Consider the following 14,002-nt stretch of genomic DNA (forward strand, 5'->3'; position numbering starts at 1 on the left):
TTGTGTCCGGCAGAGCGCGAAAAGCCTTGCCTGCCGGGCTGGAGAAAACTTTCGGATTATACCGCAGCGCGCCATCGCGCGTCGTCCCGACACCCCCGCTCCCGCGCCGCCGGCCGTACGCGGCGATCCCGCGTCGCGTCGCGCCACGGCTCGTCAAAGCACGGAAAATCCTTTATGCTGCTTTGAGTTATCCACACCCGACGGCGGCGCCGTCCGGCCTCGCTGCCGGGTGAGACCCGCCGTATTTCGTTTCATGACCGCCAAAACCATTCGTCACTACCTGCAGTTCAAGGATTTCTCGCTGGAAGACTACGAGTACGTGCTCGAACGCACGGGTATCCTGAAGCGCAAGTTCAAGAACTACGAGACCTATCACCCGCTGCACGACCGCACGCTCGCGATGATCTTCGAGAAGAGCTCGACGCGCACGCGCCTGTCGTTCGAGGCCGGGATCTTCCAGCTCGGCGGCCACGCCGTCTTCATGAGCACGCGCGACACGCAGCTCGGCCGCGGCGAACCCGTCGAGGATTCCGCGCAGGTCATCTCGCGAATGGTCGACATCATCATGATCCGCACGTTCGAGCAGGACGTGATCACGCGCTTCGCGCAGAACTCCCGCGTGCCGGTGATCAACGGCCTGACCAACGAATATCACCCGTGCCAGGTGCTCGCCGACATCTTCACGTACTACGAACACCGCGGCCCGATCGCCGGCAAGACCGTCGCGTGGGTCGGCGACGCGAACAACATGCTGTACACGTGGATCGAAGCCGCGCAGATCCTCGGCTTCAAGCTGCGCCTGTCGACGCCGCCCGGCTACGCGCTCGACATGAAGCTCGTGTCGCCCGACAGCGCGCCGTTCTACGAGGTGTTCGACGATCCGAACGAAGCGTGCAAGGGCGCCGATCTCGTGACGACCGACGTATGGACGAGCATGGGTTTCGAGGCCGAGAACGAGGCGCGCAAGCAGGCATTCGCCGACTGGTGCGTCGACGAGGAAATGATGGGCCATGCGAATCCGGATGCGCTCTTCATGCACTGCCTGCCCGCGCACCGCGGCGAGGAAGTGACGGCCGGCGTGATCGACGGCCCGCAAAGCGTCGTGTGGGACGAAGCGGAAAACCGCCTGCACGTGCAGAAGGCGCTGATGGAGTTCCTGCTGCTCGGCCGCCTCAAGCACTGACGCGCCGCAACGCGCACGCGTAAAAAAGCGCCGGTCGACGATCGGCGCTTTTCGTTTGGATGCGCCCGAACCGGCGCGCGCACTGCGTTACAGACAGACCGGCTCCGCCTCCAGCTCGACGCCGAACCGCGCGCGCACGTCGGCCTGGATCGCCCGCGCCAGCGCGAGCACGTCGGCGCCGGTCGCGCCGCCGCGATTGACGAGCACGAGCGCCTGGCGGTCGTGCACGGCCGCCGCCCCGAGCGCGCGACCCTTCCAGCCGCAGCGGTCGATCAGCCAGCCGGCCGCGAGCTTCACGTGCCCGTCCGGCTGCGGATACGACACGATCTCCGGCGCGCGGGCGCGCAATGCATCGAACTGCGCGGCGTCGATCACCGGATTCTTGAAGAAGCTGCCCGCATTGCCGAGCACCAGCGGGTCGGGCAGCTTCGCGCGTCGGATCGCGACGACCGCGTCGAACACGTCGCGCGGCGTCGCCGCATCGGGCGCGATGCCGCGCGCGTCGAGTTCGCGCGTGACGTCCGCATAGCCGAGCCGCGGCGCCCATTGCTTCGGCAGCCGGAACGTCACCGCGACGATCGCGAACCGGCCGCGCCCTTCCCGCTTGAAGAAACTGTCGCGATAGCCGAACGCGCAGCGCGCGGCGTCGAAACGCTCGCGGCGCCCCGTCGCCAGCTCGACCGCGACCAGGGAATCGAAATACGCCTTCATCTCGAGGCCGTACGCGCCGATGTTCTGGATCGGCGCGGCGCCGACGGTGCCCGGGATCAGCGCGAGATTCTCGAGGCCCGGCATCCCGTGCTCGAGCGTCCACGCGACGAACGCGTGCCAGTTCTCGCCGCCGCCGGCCTCGACGTACCACGCGTCGTCGTCCTCGCGCACGACCCCGCGGCCCGCGATCTCGTCGAGCAGCACGACGCCGTCGAAATCGCGCGTGAACACGATATTGCTGCCGCCGCCGAGCACGAGCTGCGGCAGGTTCGCGACCCGCGGGTCGCGATGCAGCGCCTCGAACTGGGCCGCCCGGGTGATGCGCGCGGCGAAACGCGCGCGCGCGGTGATGCCGAACGTGTTGTGCGCGGCGAGCGGATGATCGGGAAGCAGCGACAGGGCGGAATCGTCAGGAGGCATCGGCATTCGCGGTCACGTCGGCCCGGGCGGCGCATGGCCGGCCTTGGGCAAACGGAGGGGCATCGGTAAAATGGCAAACAGTCCGCAATTATAGCGAGTGCCCGCGCGCGAGCCGGGCGCCCGCATCTCAAGGGAGAATGCCATGCCATCGTTCGACGTCGTTTCCGAAGCGAACATGATCGAAGTGAAGAACGCCATCGAGCAGTCGAACAAGGAAATCTCGACGCGCTTCGACTTCAAGGGCTCCGACGCACGCGTCGAGCAGAAGGAACGCGAACTGACGCTGTTCGCCGACGACGATTTCAAGCTCGGCCAGGTCAAGGACGTGCTGATCGGCAAGCTGGCCAAGCGCAACGTCGACGTGCGCTTCCTCGACTACGGCAAGGTCGAGAAGATCGGCGGCGACAAGGTCAAGCAGATCGTCACCGTGAAGAAAGGCGTGACGGGCGACCTCGCGAAAAAGATCGTGCGCCTCGTGAAGGACAGCAAGATCAAGGTGCAGGCGAGCATCCAGGGCGACGCGGTGCGCATCTCGGGCGCGAAACGCGACGACCTGCAAAGCACGATCGCGATGCTGCGCAAGGACGTGACCGACACGCCGCTCGACTTCAACAACTTCCGCGACTGACCGACCGCCGGCCCGTCGCGTCGTCCGGCCGGGCCCCGCCTACGCGGCGCGCCCGGCGCGCGGCAAGCGCCGCGCGTTCTCAGGCTTTTCCGCCGTCCTGCGCGCCGCCGTCCGCGGCCGCCTTCTTCTTGTCGCCGATCCGGCTCTCCTGCCCCGCCAGCAGCTTCGAAATGTTGCCGCGGTGACGCCACACGAGCAGCACGCTCATCGCGAGCACGGCCCAGGCGATCGGGTTATGGCCGGTGCCGAACAGGAACACGTCGAACACCGGTGCGAACACGGCCGCCACCAGCGCCGCGAGCGACGAATAGCGGAAGAAGAACGCGACGATCAGCCAGGTCAGCGCGGTCGCGAGCCCGAGCACCGGGTGCACGGCGAGCAGCACGCCGGCCGCGGTCGCGACGCCCTTGCCGCCCTGGAAGCGGAAGAACACCGGGTACAGATGGCCGAGGAACACGGCGATCGCGACCCACGCGACCGCGACGTCGGGCAGCCCGAAGCGCCGGGCGAGCCAGACGGCGATCCAGCCCTTGAACGCGTCGCCGACGAGCGTCAGGATCGCGGCCTTCTTGTTGCCGCTGCGCAGTACGTTGGTCGCGCCGGGATTCTTCGATCCATACGAGCGCGGGTCGGCCAGGCCCATCACGGAACTGACGACGACGGCGAACGACACCGAACCGATCAGGTAGGCAACGAGGGCGGCGAGCAGGATCTGCATGCGGGGAACTCTTCTTTCAACGTATCGGGAAAGGGACGGCGGTGCGCGGCAAGCCGGCAAGCCGAAACGGCGCCCATTCTACCGAACGGGCGCGGACTGCCACGAAGGTGAAACCCTCAGTCGACGCTCGCGCACTGCACGGGCTGCGCGCGGAGCAGCGACGTGAGCACCGCCGGCGCGAGGCTGACGAGGTAGCCGCGCCGGCCGCCGTTCAGGTAGATCGTCGGCAATTCGAGGATCGTCGCCTCGACGTAGACGGGCATCGCCTTGCGTGTGCCGAACGGCGACGTGCCGCCGACGAGATAGCCCGAATGGCGGTTCGCGACCTCGGGCTTGCACGGCTCGACCCGCTTCGCGCCGATCTGCCGCGCGAGATTCTTCGTCGACACGGTGCGGTCGCCGTGCATCAGCACGATCAACGGCTTCGCGTGTTCGTCTTCCATCACGAGCGTCTTCACGACGCGATGCTCGTCGACGCCGAGCTGACGCGCCGATTCGCCGGTGCCGCCGTGCTCGACGTATTCGTACGGATGCTCGCCGAATGCGACGCCGTGGCGGCGCAGCAACTGGGTCGCGGGGGTTTCGGACACGTGTCTGGATTTGCTCATGGCGGCATTTTAATGGCGAACGATCGGCGCGCGCGCAATGGCATGCCCGCGCCGACGGTATACTCGCGGCCCGTTTTTCCGCCGGGTGGCCCGCCGCCTCTTGACGACGATCGCACGCGTCATCGTTGCGGACATCGCGAAGCGCTATTGCCCGATTGGCCGATTGTGGCGCGCGCTCAGCCATGGCACGATCGTTCGCAAATATCGTCGGCCGCCGCCGGCCCCTCTTCTGGAGACGCCATGTCCTCGCCTCGCCGCTCATCCGAATCGCTCGACGTCGATGCGCTGCTCGCCGCGCTGCCGCGTCGCATCGCCGACGTGCCCGCCCATCGGGCCGCGCAAGCGCCTGCGCATCCGGCGCTGATCGAAGATGCGCGCCGCCTGTCGTACGGCGAGCTGGCGCGGGCCATCGAAGCGGCGGCAGCACGGCTGGCGAGCCTCGGCGTGCAAGGCGGCGACCGCGTGATGATCGTCGCGGAAAACTGCGTCGCGCAGATCGTGCTGCTGTTCGCGGCCGCGCGCCTCGACGCGTGGGCGCTCCTGTCGAACGCGCGGCTGTCGGCCGCCGAGCTCGACGCGATCGCCGCGCACGCGCGCCCGAAGCTGGTCGCGTTCACGACGGACGTATCCCCCGATGCGCGCGCCCATGCCGAGCGGCTCGGCGCCGCACCCGCCGGCGCGCTGCCGATCGACATCGGCGCGTGGTCGTATCGGGTCGATGCGGGCGCGCCCGCCGAACCGGTGGCCGCCGACGGCGCCGAGCAATGCGCGGCGTTGATCTACACGACGGGCACGACCGGCATGCCGAAAGGCGTGATGCTGTCGCACCGCAACCTGCTGTTCATCGCGGCGACGTCGAGCACGCTGCGCCGCGTGTCGCCCGACGACGTCGTCTACACGGTGCTGCCCGTGTCCCACGTATACGGGCTCGCGTCGGTGTGCCTGGGCAGCCTGTACGCGGGCGCGACGCTGCGGCTCGCGCCGCGCTTCTCGCCGGAAGCCGTCCGCGTCGCGCTCGCCGACGAAGGCGTCACCATCTTCCAGGGCGTGCCCGCGATGCACGCGAAGCTGCTCGAACACCTGCACACGCACGGTCACGCCTGGCGCGCGCCGCGGCTGCGCTTCGCGTATTCGGGCGGCTCGCCGCTCGATGCGAATCTGAAGGCGCGCGTCGAGCGCCTGTACGGCGTGCCGCTGCACAACGGCTACGGGATGACCGAAAGCAGCCCGACGATCACGCAGACGCCGCTCGACGCGCCGCGCACGGACAGTTCGGTCGGCGTGCCGATTCCGGGCGTCGACATGCGGATCGTCGCGCCGGACGGCACCGACGTGCCGCGCGGCGAAGTCGGCGAGATCCGCGTGCGCGGGCCGAACGTGATGCTCGGTTACTACCGCGACGCGGACGCGACGCGCGCGGCCGTGTCGCCGGACGGCTGGCTGAGCACCGGCGATCTCGCGCGGCAGGACGCGGACGGCGCGGTGACGATCGCGGGCCGCAGCAAGGAACTGATCATCCGCTCGGGCTTCAACGTGTATCCGGTCGAGGTCGAACAGGTGCTGAACGCGCATCCGGACGTCGTGCAGGCGGCCGTGATCGGCCGCGCGATCGAAGGCAACGAGGAAGTGCTCGCGTTCGTCGAGCTGGTGCCGGGCGCGACGGCGGACGAGGCGGCATTGCACGCATGGTGCGCGGACCGGCTCGCGGCTTACAAACGCCCTGCGCATATCCGCGTACTCGCTGCCCTGCCGGCCGCGTCGACCGGCAAGGTGCTCAAGCACCGGCTGCGCGAACTGGTCTGACGCGGCCGCCGCACACGGGTGAGCCCGCATCGGCGCGCGTGCCGCGCCGCATGCACGCATCGCGCGTCAGCCGCGCGGGTGGTGCTGCGCGTGCAGCGTCTTGAGCCGCTCGCGCGCGACGTGCGTATAGATCTGCGTGGTCGAGATGTCGCTGTGGCCGAGCAGTAGCTGCACGACGCGCAGGTCGGCGCCGTGGTTCAGCAGGTGCGTCGCGAATGCATGCCGCAGCGTGTGCGGCGACAGGTGCGCGCGCACGTCGGCCTGCTGCGCGTGCCGCTTGATGATGTTCCAGAACTGCTGGCGCGTCATCCCGTCGCCGCGCGCGGTCACGAACAGCGCGTCGGCCGCGCGCGCGCCGAGCAGCGCCGGCCGCGCGTCGCGCAGGTAGCGTTCGATCCAGCCGTGCGCGACTTCGCCGAACGGCACGAGCCGCTCCTTCGCACCCTTGCCCATCACGCGCACGACGCCTTCGTTGAGGCCGACCTCGACCGTCTTCAGCGTCACGAGCTCGCTCACGCGCAGCCCGCTCGCATACATCAGCTCGAGCATCGTGCGATCGCGCAGGCCGAGCGGCGTGCCGATGTCGGGCGCACCAAGCAGCGCCTCGACCTGCGCCTCGGACAGCGTCGACGGAAACCGGGCCGCCTGTTTCGCCGACGTGATCCGCAGCGTCGGGTCGGCGCTCGCGCGATGCTCGCGCACGGCCCAGCCGTAATAGCGGCGGAACACGGACAGGCGCCGGTTCGACGACGTCGCCTTGCCGTCGCTGCGCGCGGCGATGTAGCCCGTCACCATCGCCTCGTCGGCCGAGTCGAGCGGCGCGTCGTGCGTCGCGGCCAGCCATTGGGAAAACAGCGCCAGGTCGCGCCGGTACGCATCGAGCGTGTTGCGCGCGAGCCCGTGTTCGAGCCACAGCGCATCGCAGAACACGTCGATCGACGCGCGGCTCGCGAGCAGCGCGGGCGACGCCGCGACGGCATCGCCGTCGGCTTCGGGGGAAATCAGCGGTTCGCTCATCGGTACGGCACGCCCTCGTGCGTCAGCAGCCAGCGCTTCACTTGCTGGTAATAACCATTGTCGTCGTGGTTCGCGAACCCGCCGAGGCCGCCCGCCGCGACGACGCGATGGCACGGAATCACGAGCGGGAAGTAGTTCGCGCCGCACGCCTGGCCGACCGCGCGCGGCGCGCTGCCGATCCGCTTCGCGACCTGGCCGTAGGTCAGCACCGTACCGGGCGGGATAGCGCTGATCACGTCCCACACGCGGTGCTGGAATGCGCTGCCGACGTCGGCGAGCGGCAGGTCGAAGCGGGCGGACGCGCGCTCGAAATAACGTTCGATCTGCTCGACCGCGCGTTTCGCGAGCGCCGAATCCGGCTCGACCGACTTCATCGACTCGGGCAGATAGACGATCTCGCGCACCACCGCGGCATCGGTGCGGATGCCGACCTTGCCGAACGGCGCGTCGATGACTGCGTTGAACATTGCCTTCTCCTGACCGGGGGATGCGCGCGGCCCTGACCGCGCGCCGACGACACTTTACGCCGCCTTCACGCGGCTCGCAGCGCCCATTCGACATGCTCGCGCACGACGGGCGACGGATCGTCGGCCCGCGCGCGCAGCGCGGCAACGATCGCGTCGCGCGCGGGCCGGTCGAGCCGGTCCGTGCCGGCGCGCAGCGCATTGCCGAGCCCGACCGCGAGATTGCGCAGCCAGCTTTCGTAGCCGATGCGCCGGATCGCGCTGCCCTGCATCCGCGTATCGAACGCGTCGGCGTCCCACGCGAACAGCTCGACGAGCGTCGCGCGGTCGAGGCCGTGCCGCACGTCGAAATCGGCGACGGGCGCGGCCTGCGCGAACTTGTTCCACGGGCACACGAGCTGGCAGTCGTCGCAGCCGTACACGCGATTGCCGATCATCGGCCGCAGCGGCTCGGGGATGCTGCCTTTCAGTTCGATCGTCAGATACGAAATGCAGCGGCGCGCATCGACGCGGTACGGCTCGACGATCGCGCCGGTCGGGCACGCGTCGAGGCAGCGCGTGCAACTGCCGCAATGCGCGCCGGGCGTCTCGGGCGCGGTGTCGGGCGACGTGTGCGCATCGGTCGGCAGCGGCAGGTCGACGTAGATCTCGCCGAGAAAGAACAGCGAGCCGGCATCGCGCTGCAGCAGCAGCGTATGCTTGCCGCGCCAGCCGACCCCGGCCTTCTGCGCGAGCTCGACTTCGAGCACGGGCGCCGAATCGGTGAACACGCGGTAGCCGAACCCGCCGATCTCGTGTTCGATGCGCTCCGCGAGCGTCTGCAGCCGGTTGCGCAGCACCTTGTGATAGTCGCGGCCGCGCGCATAGATCGACACGACGGCCGCCTGCGGATCGTCGAGCCGCGCCCGTTCGCGCGCGCGCCAGTCGTGCGCGACGAGCGCACCGGGCTCGCCGCCGGACGCACCGTCGGCGCGCGTCTGGGCCGGCAAATAGGCGAGCCGCACGGAGATCACGCGTCGCGTACCGGCCACAAGTTCGGCCGGCCGCGCGCGTTTCATCCCATGTTTGGCCATATAATCCATTTCGCCGTGGTATCCGGCTTCCAGCCAGGCGGCGAGGCCTGCTTCGGCATCCGAGAGATCGGTATCGCTGATGCCGATCGCCCCGAAACCCAATTCGCGCCCCCACGCCCTGATGCGAGCGGCGAGCGCAGTCAACGCCGCATCGTCGAGCGCGCACGGCGCCGCGCCTTCGTCACGAGTCGAAGGCCTGTCGGATGCGGCGCGTTCCGGTAGTCGGTTCATCGCACTATTTTACGAGAATGCCAGCCACGTCCAGCCAACCGCCTCAGCCCACGTTGCCCGCCCCGCTCGCGGAACGCGTGGTCGCGCTCGCCGACGAAGCGGCAACCGAGGCCTTCGGCACGCGTTTCGCGCACGCGCTCGACGCTGCACGCATCGAGCTCGACCGCGCCCATGCGTTCGACGGGCTGCAGGTCCAGCTGGTCGGCGATCTCGGCGCGGGCAAGACGACCCTCGTGCGCGCGATCCTGCGCGGCCTCGGCCACTCGGGGCGCGTGCGCAGCCCGACCTATACGCTCGTCGAGCCGTACGCGCTCGAACGCAGCGATGGGGAACTCGAGGTCTATCACTTCGATCTGTATCGATTCAACGATCCGGCCGAATGGTCCGATGCAGGTTTTCGCGAATATTTCAATTCCAGCGCGATCTGCCTCGTCGAATGGCCACAACGGGCGGGCGCCCTGCTCGGCGTGCCCGATCTGGTTTTCTCGCTCGACGTGGACGGCGACGGCCGCGCCCTCACCGTCCGTGCGTACAGCGCTTCAGGAAAGGCATGTCTCGAAAGATGTTGATCAAACCGTTCCGCTCGATCGAATCGGCGGCCACCGCGACGCACAACTGGCGGCGCCGTCAAATTCTGCGCGCGGGGGCGTCGACGCTGGTGCTCGGTCTCGTCGCGCCGCGACTCGCGCACGCGTCGTCGGTGCTCGGCGTGCGCGTGTGGCCCGCGCGCGATTACACGCGCGTCACGATCGAATCCGACCAGCCGCTGCAGAATAGCCAACAGTTGCTGCAGGGTCCCGACCGGCTCGTCGTCGACCTGAGCGGCCTCGACCTGGACCAGGCGCTGCGCGACCTCGTATCGAAGATCGCGCCGAACGATCCGCAGATCCAGTCGGTGCGCGTCGGCCAGTATCAGCCGCACGTCGTGCGGATGGTGTTCGACCTGAAAGGCTCGGTGAAGCCGCAGGTGTTCACGCTGCCGCCCGTCGGCACGTACAAGTACCGGCTCGTGTTCGACCTGTATCCGGCCGTCGCGCCCGATCCACTGTCCGACCTGATCGCGCAGACGGAACGCAAGGAACAGGCGCTCAACGACACCGCGCGCGCGCAGCAGATGCAGCCGCCGCCGGCGCTGGCCGGCCCGGGCACGCCGCCGCCCGCCACGGGCGACAACAGCGACGCATTCTTCCAGCGTTTCGCGCAGAACACGCCGGCCACGCCGCATGCGCCGCCGGCCGCCGGCACGCCGTCGACGCCCGCGAAGCCGGCCGTCAAGCCGCCGCCCGTCATCGCGCGCCGCGACGACAGCGACGACGACGGCGACACCTACAAGTTCACCGCGCCGAAATCCGGCAAGGGCGGCACCGTGCGCCTGCTGACGGTCGCGATCGACCCGGGCCACGGCGGCGAGGATCCGGGCGCGATCGGCGGCGCCGGCACGTACGAGAAGCACATCGCGCTCGACATCGCGAAGAAGCTGCGCGCGAAGATCGACGCCGCACCGAACATGCGCGCGATGATGACGCGCGACGCCGATTTCTTCGTGCCGCTGAACGTGCGCGTGCAGAAAGCACGCCGCGTCGGCGCGGATCTCTTCGTGTCGATCCACGCGGACGCGTTCACGACACCGTCCGCGCGCGGCTCGTCGGTGTTCGCGCTGTCCGACCACGGCGCGACGAGCGCCGCGGCGCGCTGGATGGCGAACAAGGAAAATTCGTCGGACCTGATCGGCGGCATCAACATCAAGACGGCGGACGCGGCAGTGAACCGCGCGCTGTTCGACATGTCGACGACCGCGCAGATCCGCGACTCGCTGCGCTACGGCAACTACGTGCTGAAGGAAGTGGGCGGGATCAACAAGCTGCACAAGGGCTCGGTCGAGCAGGCCGGGTTCGCGGTGCTGAAGGCGCCCGACATTCCGTCGATCCTCGTCGAAACCGCATTCATCAGCAACCCGGACGAAGAGCGCCGGCTCAACGACGACAGTTATCGCGACGAGATGGCCGACGCGATCTTCCGCGGCATCAAGCGCTATTTCGCCGCGAATCCGCCGCTCGCGAAGAACCGGATGGCCTGAGCGCCGCCCGTTCCCTGCCGCCGGCACGCAGCGCGTGCCGGCGCGTCACGACGCCGCGACGCGGCTCAGCAGTTTCCCGCCGAACACGTTCACCACGAGCCCGCCCATCACGAGCGCGGCGCCGATCAGCTGCGCTTGCGTCAGATGCTCGTCGAGCAGCAGCGCCGACGACGCGAGCCCGACGATCGGCACCAGCAGCGAGAACTGCGCGACCTGCGCGGCCGGGTAGCGCGACAGCAGGCGGCTCCACAGCCCGTAACCGAGCAGCGTCGCGACGAACGCGAGATAGACGACCGCGAAAATCGACGCGCCGTCCAGGCCCGCGAGCGCGGTCGCGATCCGCTGCGGCCCTTCGAACCACAGCGACAGCAGAAAGAACGGCACGGGCGGCACGAGGCTCGCCCACACGACGAGCGACACGAGGTTCGCCCGCCCGACCTTCTTCGTGACGATATTGCCGACGGCCCACATCGCGGCCGAGCAGATCGTCAGCAGGAAGCCCGCGAGCGTCATCGCGCGGCCGCCCTGCGCGGCGATCACGACGAGCCCGCCCGCGGCGATCGCGAGCCCGATCAGGTTCTGCACGCGCAGCCGCTCGCCGAGGAACAGCATCGCGAACACCAGCGTGAAGAACGCCTGCGACTGCAGCACGAGCGACGCGAGGCCGGCCGGCATGCCGACGTACATGCCGGTGAACAGGAACACGAACTGGCCGAGCTGGATCGTCGCGCCGTACAGTATCAGCAGCCGCCACGAAATCTGCGGCCGGCGCACGAAGAACACCGCGGGCACGGCCGCGAGCGTGAAGCGCAGCGCGCCGAGCAGCATCGGCGGCATGCCGTGCAGGCCGACCTTGATCACGACGAAGTTCACGCCCCACGCCAGGATCACGACCAGTGCGAGCAGCAAGTCCTTGGGGGCCATCATCGGCGTCTCCTTCGATTGTCGAATCGTTGTCGTGAAGCCGGTCAGTCTACCGGGTTTCGCGGTCCGGCCCGATACCCGCGCGGCGCGCATGGAATCGGCGGCGTGCGCAGCGGCATGCGCATCGGCCCGTGCAGCGGCTTGTGCAACGCGGTGGATACCGCACGACGCATGCCTGCCGCGGACGCATCGCACCGCGCGCGTTTCGCGTTCCCGTCACGCGCGCCGCCGCGCCGCCAGTACAATGACCGGCAATCCAGCCGTTCCCACGAGGCCCGCCATGACCGACTCGATCAAAGCCCTGCTCAAGCCGCACGTGCGCGACATCGGCAACCTGCAGGTGCGCCGCACGCTGCCCGCGCTCGCCGCACGCCTCGTCGGCCCGTTCATCTTCTTCGATCACATGGGTCCCGCCGTGCTGCCGGCCGGCACGGGGCTCGACGTGCGCCCGCATCCGCACATCGGCCTCGCGACGGTCACCTACCTGTTCGACGGCGCGATCCTGCACCGCGACAGCCTCGGCTCACGACAGGAAATCGTGCCGGGCGACGTGAACTGGATGACGGCCGGCCGCGGCATCGTCCACTCGGAGCGCACGCCGGACGCGCAGCGCGCCAGCGGCCACACCGTGCACGGGATCCAGACCTGGGTCGCGCTGCCGCAAGCGCACGAGACGACCGAGCCGTCGTTCGAGCACCATGCGGCCGACACGCTGCCCAAGCGCGACGAACACGGCGTGTCGCTGACGGTGATCGCCGGCGACGCGTTCGGGCTGCGCTCGCCCGTGACGACGTTCTCGCGCACGCTGTACGTCGCGGCCGAATTCGCGGCCGGCGGCCGGCTCGAACTCGATGCGTCGCACGAGGAGCGCGCGGTCTACGTGGTCGACGGCGAGCTCGCGATCGACGGCACGCCGGTGCCGGCCGAACGGATGGCCGTGCTCGCGCCGGGCGCGACGGTCACGCTGACGAGCGGCAGCGGCGCACGCGCGATGCTGCTCGGCGGCGACCGGATCGATGGCGAACGCTTCATCGAGTGGAATTTCGTCGCGAGCAGCCGCGACGCGATCGAGCGTGCGAAAGCGGCCTGGACGCGCCAGGAGATGGGCAAGGTGCCGGGCGAAACCGAGTGGATTCCGCTGCCCGAATCGAAGCCGCGTTGAAAAAGCGGCGCGCCACCCCCATCCTGACGATATTCGAACGGAAGAGAACGCCATGGACACCACGCTTGCCACATTCGAGAAAGACGTCATCGAGGCGTCGCTGGACACGCCCGTGCTGGTCGACTTCTGGGCGCCGTGGTGCGGCCCCTGCAAGACGCTCGGCCCGCTGCTGGAAAAGCTCGAAGCCGACTACGCAGGCCGCTGGAAGCTCGTGAAGGTCAACGTCGACGAGAACCAGGAACTCGCCGCGCACTTCCAGACGCGCAGCATCCCGCACGTGATCGCGTTCGCCGACGGGCGCCCGGTCGACCAGTTCGTCGGCGTGCTGCCCGAAGGCCAGTTGCGCGCGTTCCTCGACCGGCTGCTGCCGGCCGCCGAGGAAGCCGAGCGCCGCGCCGCGCAGTACGCGATGGCCGAACAGCGCTTCGACGATGCGCGCGCGCACCTCGAAGCGGCGCTCGCGCTGAACCCCGGCTACGACGACGCGCGCCTCGACCTGATCGAGCTGCAGCTCGCGCGCAACGAGGTCGACGCCGCGCGCGCGGAGACCGAGCGCCTGTCGCCGCAAACCGTGCAGAACGGCGACCCGCGCTATCAGGCGATCAAGACCCGTTTCGACGCGCTCGACGCCACGGCCGACCTGCCGCCGACCGACGCGCTCGAAGCGCGCATCGCGGCGAATCCGGCCGATCTCGACGCACGCTTCGATCTCGCGCAGAGCCTGATCGCGCGACGCGCGTACGAAGGCGCGCTGGAACAGTTATTGGAAATCGTGACGCGCGATCGCGCCTACGGCGACGACCTCGGCCGCCGCACGATGATCTCGGTGTTCGAACTGGCCGGCGATCGCCCCGACCTCGTCGCCGCGTGGCGACGCAAGCTGAGCATGGCGCTCAACTGATGCGCGCCCGGCCGGGCCGCGATGGCCCGGCCGCATCGCCGTATCGCGCGCGGCACGTCACCCGCGCCGCGGCATCGTCTTG

14 protein-coding genes are annotated in these 14,002 nt (G+C 69.2%); 7 read left to right on the forward strand and 7 right to left on the reverse strand.

Translation table 11 applies throughout. The features are described from left to right. Window positions 1-253 precede the first annotated feature (253 nt). Complete coding sequence (gene argF, locus WT53_RS04400) at window positions 254-1,183, forward strand: ornithine carbamoyltransferase (RefSeq protein WP_006482207.1); 930 nt, start codon at window positions 254-256, stop codon at window positions 1,181-1,183. An 87-nt stretch (window positions 1,184-1,270) separates the two neighbouring features. Here argF and murB read toward each other — a convergent pair whose 3' ends face one another. Next, window positions 1,271-2,320: a UDP-N-acetylmuramate dehydrogenase gene (murB, locus tag WT53_RS04405; protein ID WP_060258600.1), complete on the reverse strand. Its 1,050-nt coding sequence runs from the start codon at window positions 2,318-2,320 to the stop codon at window positions 1,271-1,273. A gap of 136 nt (window positions 2,321-2,456) precedes the next feature. Between murB and WT53_RS04410 the strand changes: the two genes are divergently transcribed. Beyond that, window positions 2,457-2,942, forward strand: coding sequence for a YajQ family cyclic di-GMP-binding protein (locus WT53_RS04410; protein WP_034208219.1), 486 nt, complete (start codon window positions 2,457-2,459; stop codon window positions 2,940-2,942). A 79-nt stretch (window positions 2,943-3,021) separates the two neighbouring features. Here the strand turns inward: WT53_RS04410 and plsY are convergent, their stop codons facing one another. Together plsY and ybaK are read right to left on the reverse strand one after the other, a co-directional pair. Beyond that, window positions 3,022-3,660, reverse strand: a complete 639-nt coding sequence (gene plsY / locus WT53_RS04415) for a glycerol-3-phosphate 1-O-acyltransferase PlsY (RefSeq protein WP_060258603.1) — start codon at window positions 3,658-3,660, stop codon at window positions 3,022-3,024. Window positions 3,661-3,776: 116 nt separating this feature from the next. Continuing rightward, window positions 3,777-4,268, reverse strand: coding sequence for a Cys-tRNA(Pro) deacylase (ybaK, locus tag WT53_RS04420; RefSeq protein ID WP_060258606.1), 492 nt, complete (start codon window positions 4,266-4,268; stop codon window positions 3,777-3,779). Window positions 4,269-4,508: 240 nt separating this feature from the next. Between ybaK and WT53_RS04425 the strand changes: the two genes are divergently transcribed. Continuing rightward, window positions 4,509-6,071, forward strand: a complete 1,563-nt coding sequence (locus WT53_RS04425; protein WP_060258610.1) for a class I adenylate-forming enzyme family protein — start codon at window positions 4,509-4,511, stop codon at window positions 6,069-6,071. A 66-nt stretch (window positions 6,072-6,137) separates the two neighbouring features. Here WT53_RS04425 and xerD read toward each other — a convergent pair whose 3' ends face one another. The 3 genes from xerD to queG form a co-directional block, all read right to left on the reverse strand. After that, window positions 6,138-7,088: a site-specific tyrosine recombinase XerD gene (gene xerD, locus WT53_RS04430; RefSeq protein WP_060258613.1), complete on the reverse strand. Its 951-nt coding sequence runs from the start codon at window positions 7,086-7,088 to the stop codon at window positions 6,138-6,140. Beyond that, window positions 7,085-7,555 carry a methylated-DNA--[protein]-cysteine S-methyltransferase gene (locus WT53_RS04435; RefSeq protein ID WP_034208224.1) on the reverse strand — a complete coding sequence of 157 codons (471 nt, stop codon included), beginning with the start codon at window positions 7,553-7,555 and terminating at the stop codon, window positions 7,085-7,087. The genes xerD and WT53_RS04435 overlap by 4 nt, the downstream gene beginning before the upstream one ends. A gap of 65 nt (window positions 7,556-7,620) precedes the next feature. Beyond that, entirely contained in the window at window positions 7,621-8,856 is a 1,236-nt protein-coding gene (gene queG, locus WT53_RS04440) for a tRNA epoxyqueuosine(34) reductase QueG (protein ID WP_060258618.1), read from the reverse strand. Between the two features lie 17 nt (window positions 8,857-8,873). Between queG and tsaE the strand changes: the two genes are divergently transcribed. Together tsaE and WT53_RS04450 are read left to right on the forward strand one after the other, a co-directional pair. Continuing rightward, window positions 8,874-9,425, forward strand: a complete 552-nt coding sequence (tsaE, locus tag WT53_RS04445; RefSeq protein ID WP_060258622.1) for a tRNA (adenosine(37)-N6)-threonylcarbamoyltransferase complex ATPase subunit type 1 TsaE — start codon at window positions 8,874-8,876, stop codon at window positions 9,423-9,425. Then, complete coding sequence (locus WT53_RS04450) at window positions 9,407-10,933, forward strand: N-acetylmuramoyl-L-alanine amidase (protein ID WP_034208227.1); 1,527 nt, start codon at window positions 9,407-9,409, stop codon at window positions 10,931-10,933. The genes tsaE and WT53_RS04450 overlap by 19 nt, the downstream gene beginning before the upstream one ends. 45 nt (window positions 10,934-10,978) lie before the next feature. Here the strand turns inward: WT53_RS04450 and WT53_RS04455 are convergent, their stop codons facing one another. Further along, a complete protein-coding gene (locus tag WT53_RS04455) occupies window positions 10,979-11,857 on the reverse strand; it encodes an EamA family transporter (RefSeq protein WP_179948989.1) in 879 nt (292 codons plus the stop codon). 280 nt (window positions 11,858-12,137) lie between these two features. Between WT53_RS04455 and WT53_RS04460 the strand changes: the two genes are divergently transcribed. Continuing rightward, entirely contained in the window at window positions 12,138-13,019 is an 882-nt protein-coding gene (locus WT53_RS04460; RefSeq protein ID WP_034208229.1) for a pirin family protein, read from the forward strand. Between the two features lie 52 nt (window positions 13,020-13,071). Continuing rightward, window positions 13,072-13,920 (forward strand): thioredoxin, encoded by an 849-nt coding sequence (gene trxA / locus WT53_RS04465; RefSeq protein ID WP_034208230.1) that lies wholly within the window; start codon window positions 13,072-13,074, stop codon window positions 13,918-13,920. Window positions 13,921-14,002: the final 82 nt, after the last annotated feature.

This window comes from Burkholderia sp. MSMB2157WGS (assembly GCF_001532755.1).
Lineage (GTDB): Bacteria > Pseudomonadota > Gammaproteobacteria > Burkholderiales > Burkholderiaceae > Burkholderia.

Coding starts and splice junctions, on each gene's coding strand:
- argF (WP_006482207.1), top strand. CDS start 254: ATGACCGCCAAAACCATTCGTCACTACCTGCAGTTCAAGGATTTCTCG.
- murB (WP_060258600.1), bottom strand. CDS start 2,320: ATGCCGATGCCTCCTGACGATTCCGCCCTGTCGCTGCTTCCCGATCAT.
- WT53_RS04410 (WP_034208219.1), top strand. CDS start 2,457: ATGCCATCGTTCGACGTCGTTTCCGAAGCGAACATGATCGAAGTGAAG.
- plsY (WP_060258603.1), bottom strand. CDS start 3,660: ATGCAGATCCTGCTCGCCGCCCTCGTTGCCTACCTGATCGGTTCGGTG.
- ybaK (WP_060258606.1), bottom strand. CDS start 4,268: ATGAGCAAATCCAGACACGTGTCCGAAACCCCCGCGACCCAGTTGCTG.
- WT53_RS04425 (WP_060258610.1), top strand. CDS start 4,509: ATGTCCTCGCCTCGCCGCTCATCCGAATCGCTCGACGTCGATGCGCTG.
- xerD (WP_060258613.1), bottom strand. CDS start 7,088: ATGAGCGAACCGCTGATTTCCCCCGAAGCCGACGGCGATGCCGTCGCG.
- WT53_RS04435 (WP_034208224.1), bottom strand. CDS start 7,555: ATGTTCAACGCAGTCATCGACGCGCCGTTCGGCAAGGTCGGCATCCGC.
- queG (WP_060258618.1), bottom strand. CDS start 8,856: ATGAACCGACTACCGGAACGCGCCGCATCCGACAGGCCTTCGACTCGT.
- tsaE (WP_060258622.1), top strand. CDS start 8,874: ATGCCAGCCACGTCCAGCCAACCGCCTCAGCCCACGTTGCCCGCCCCG.
- WT53_RS04450 (WP_034208227.1), top strand. CDS start 9,407: ATGTCTCGAAAGATGTTGATCAAACCGTTCCGCTCGATCGAATCGGCG.
- WT53_RS04455 (WP_179948989.1), bottom strand. CDS start 11,857: ATGGCCCCCAAGGACTTGCTGCTCGCACTGGTCGTGATCCTGGCGTGG.
- WT53_RS04460 (WP_034208229.1), top strand. CDS start 12,138: ATGACCGACTCGATCAAAGCCCTGCTCAAGCCGCACGTGCGCGACATC.
- trxA (WP_034208230.1), top strand. CDS start 13,072: ATGGACACCACGCTTGCCACATTCGAGAAAGACGTCATCGAGGCGTCG.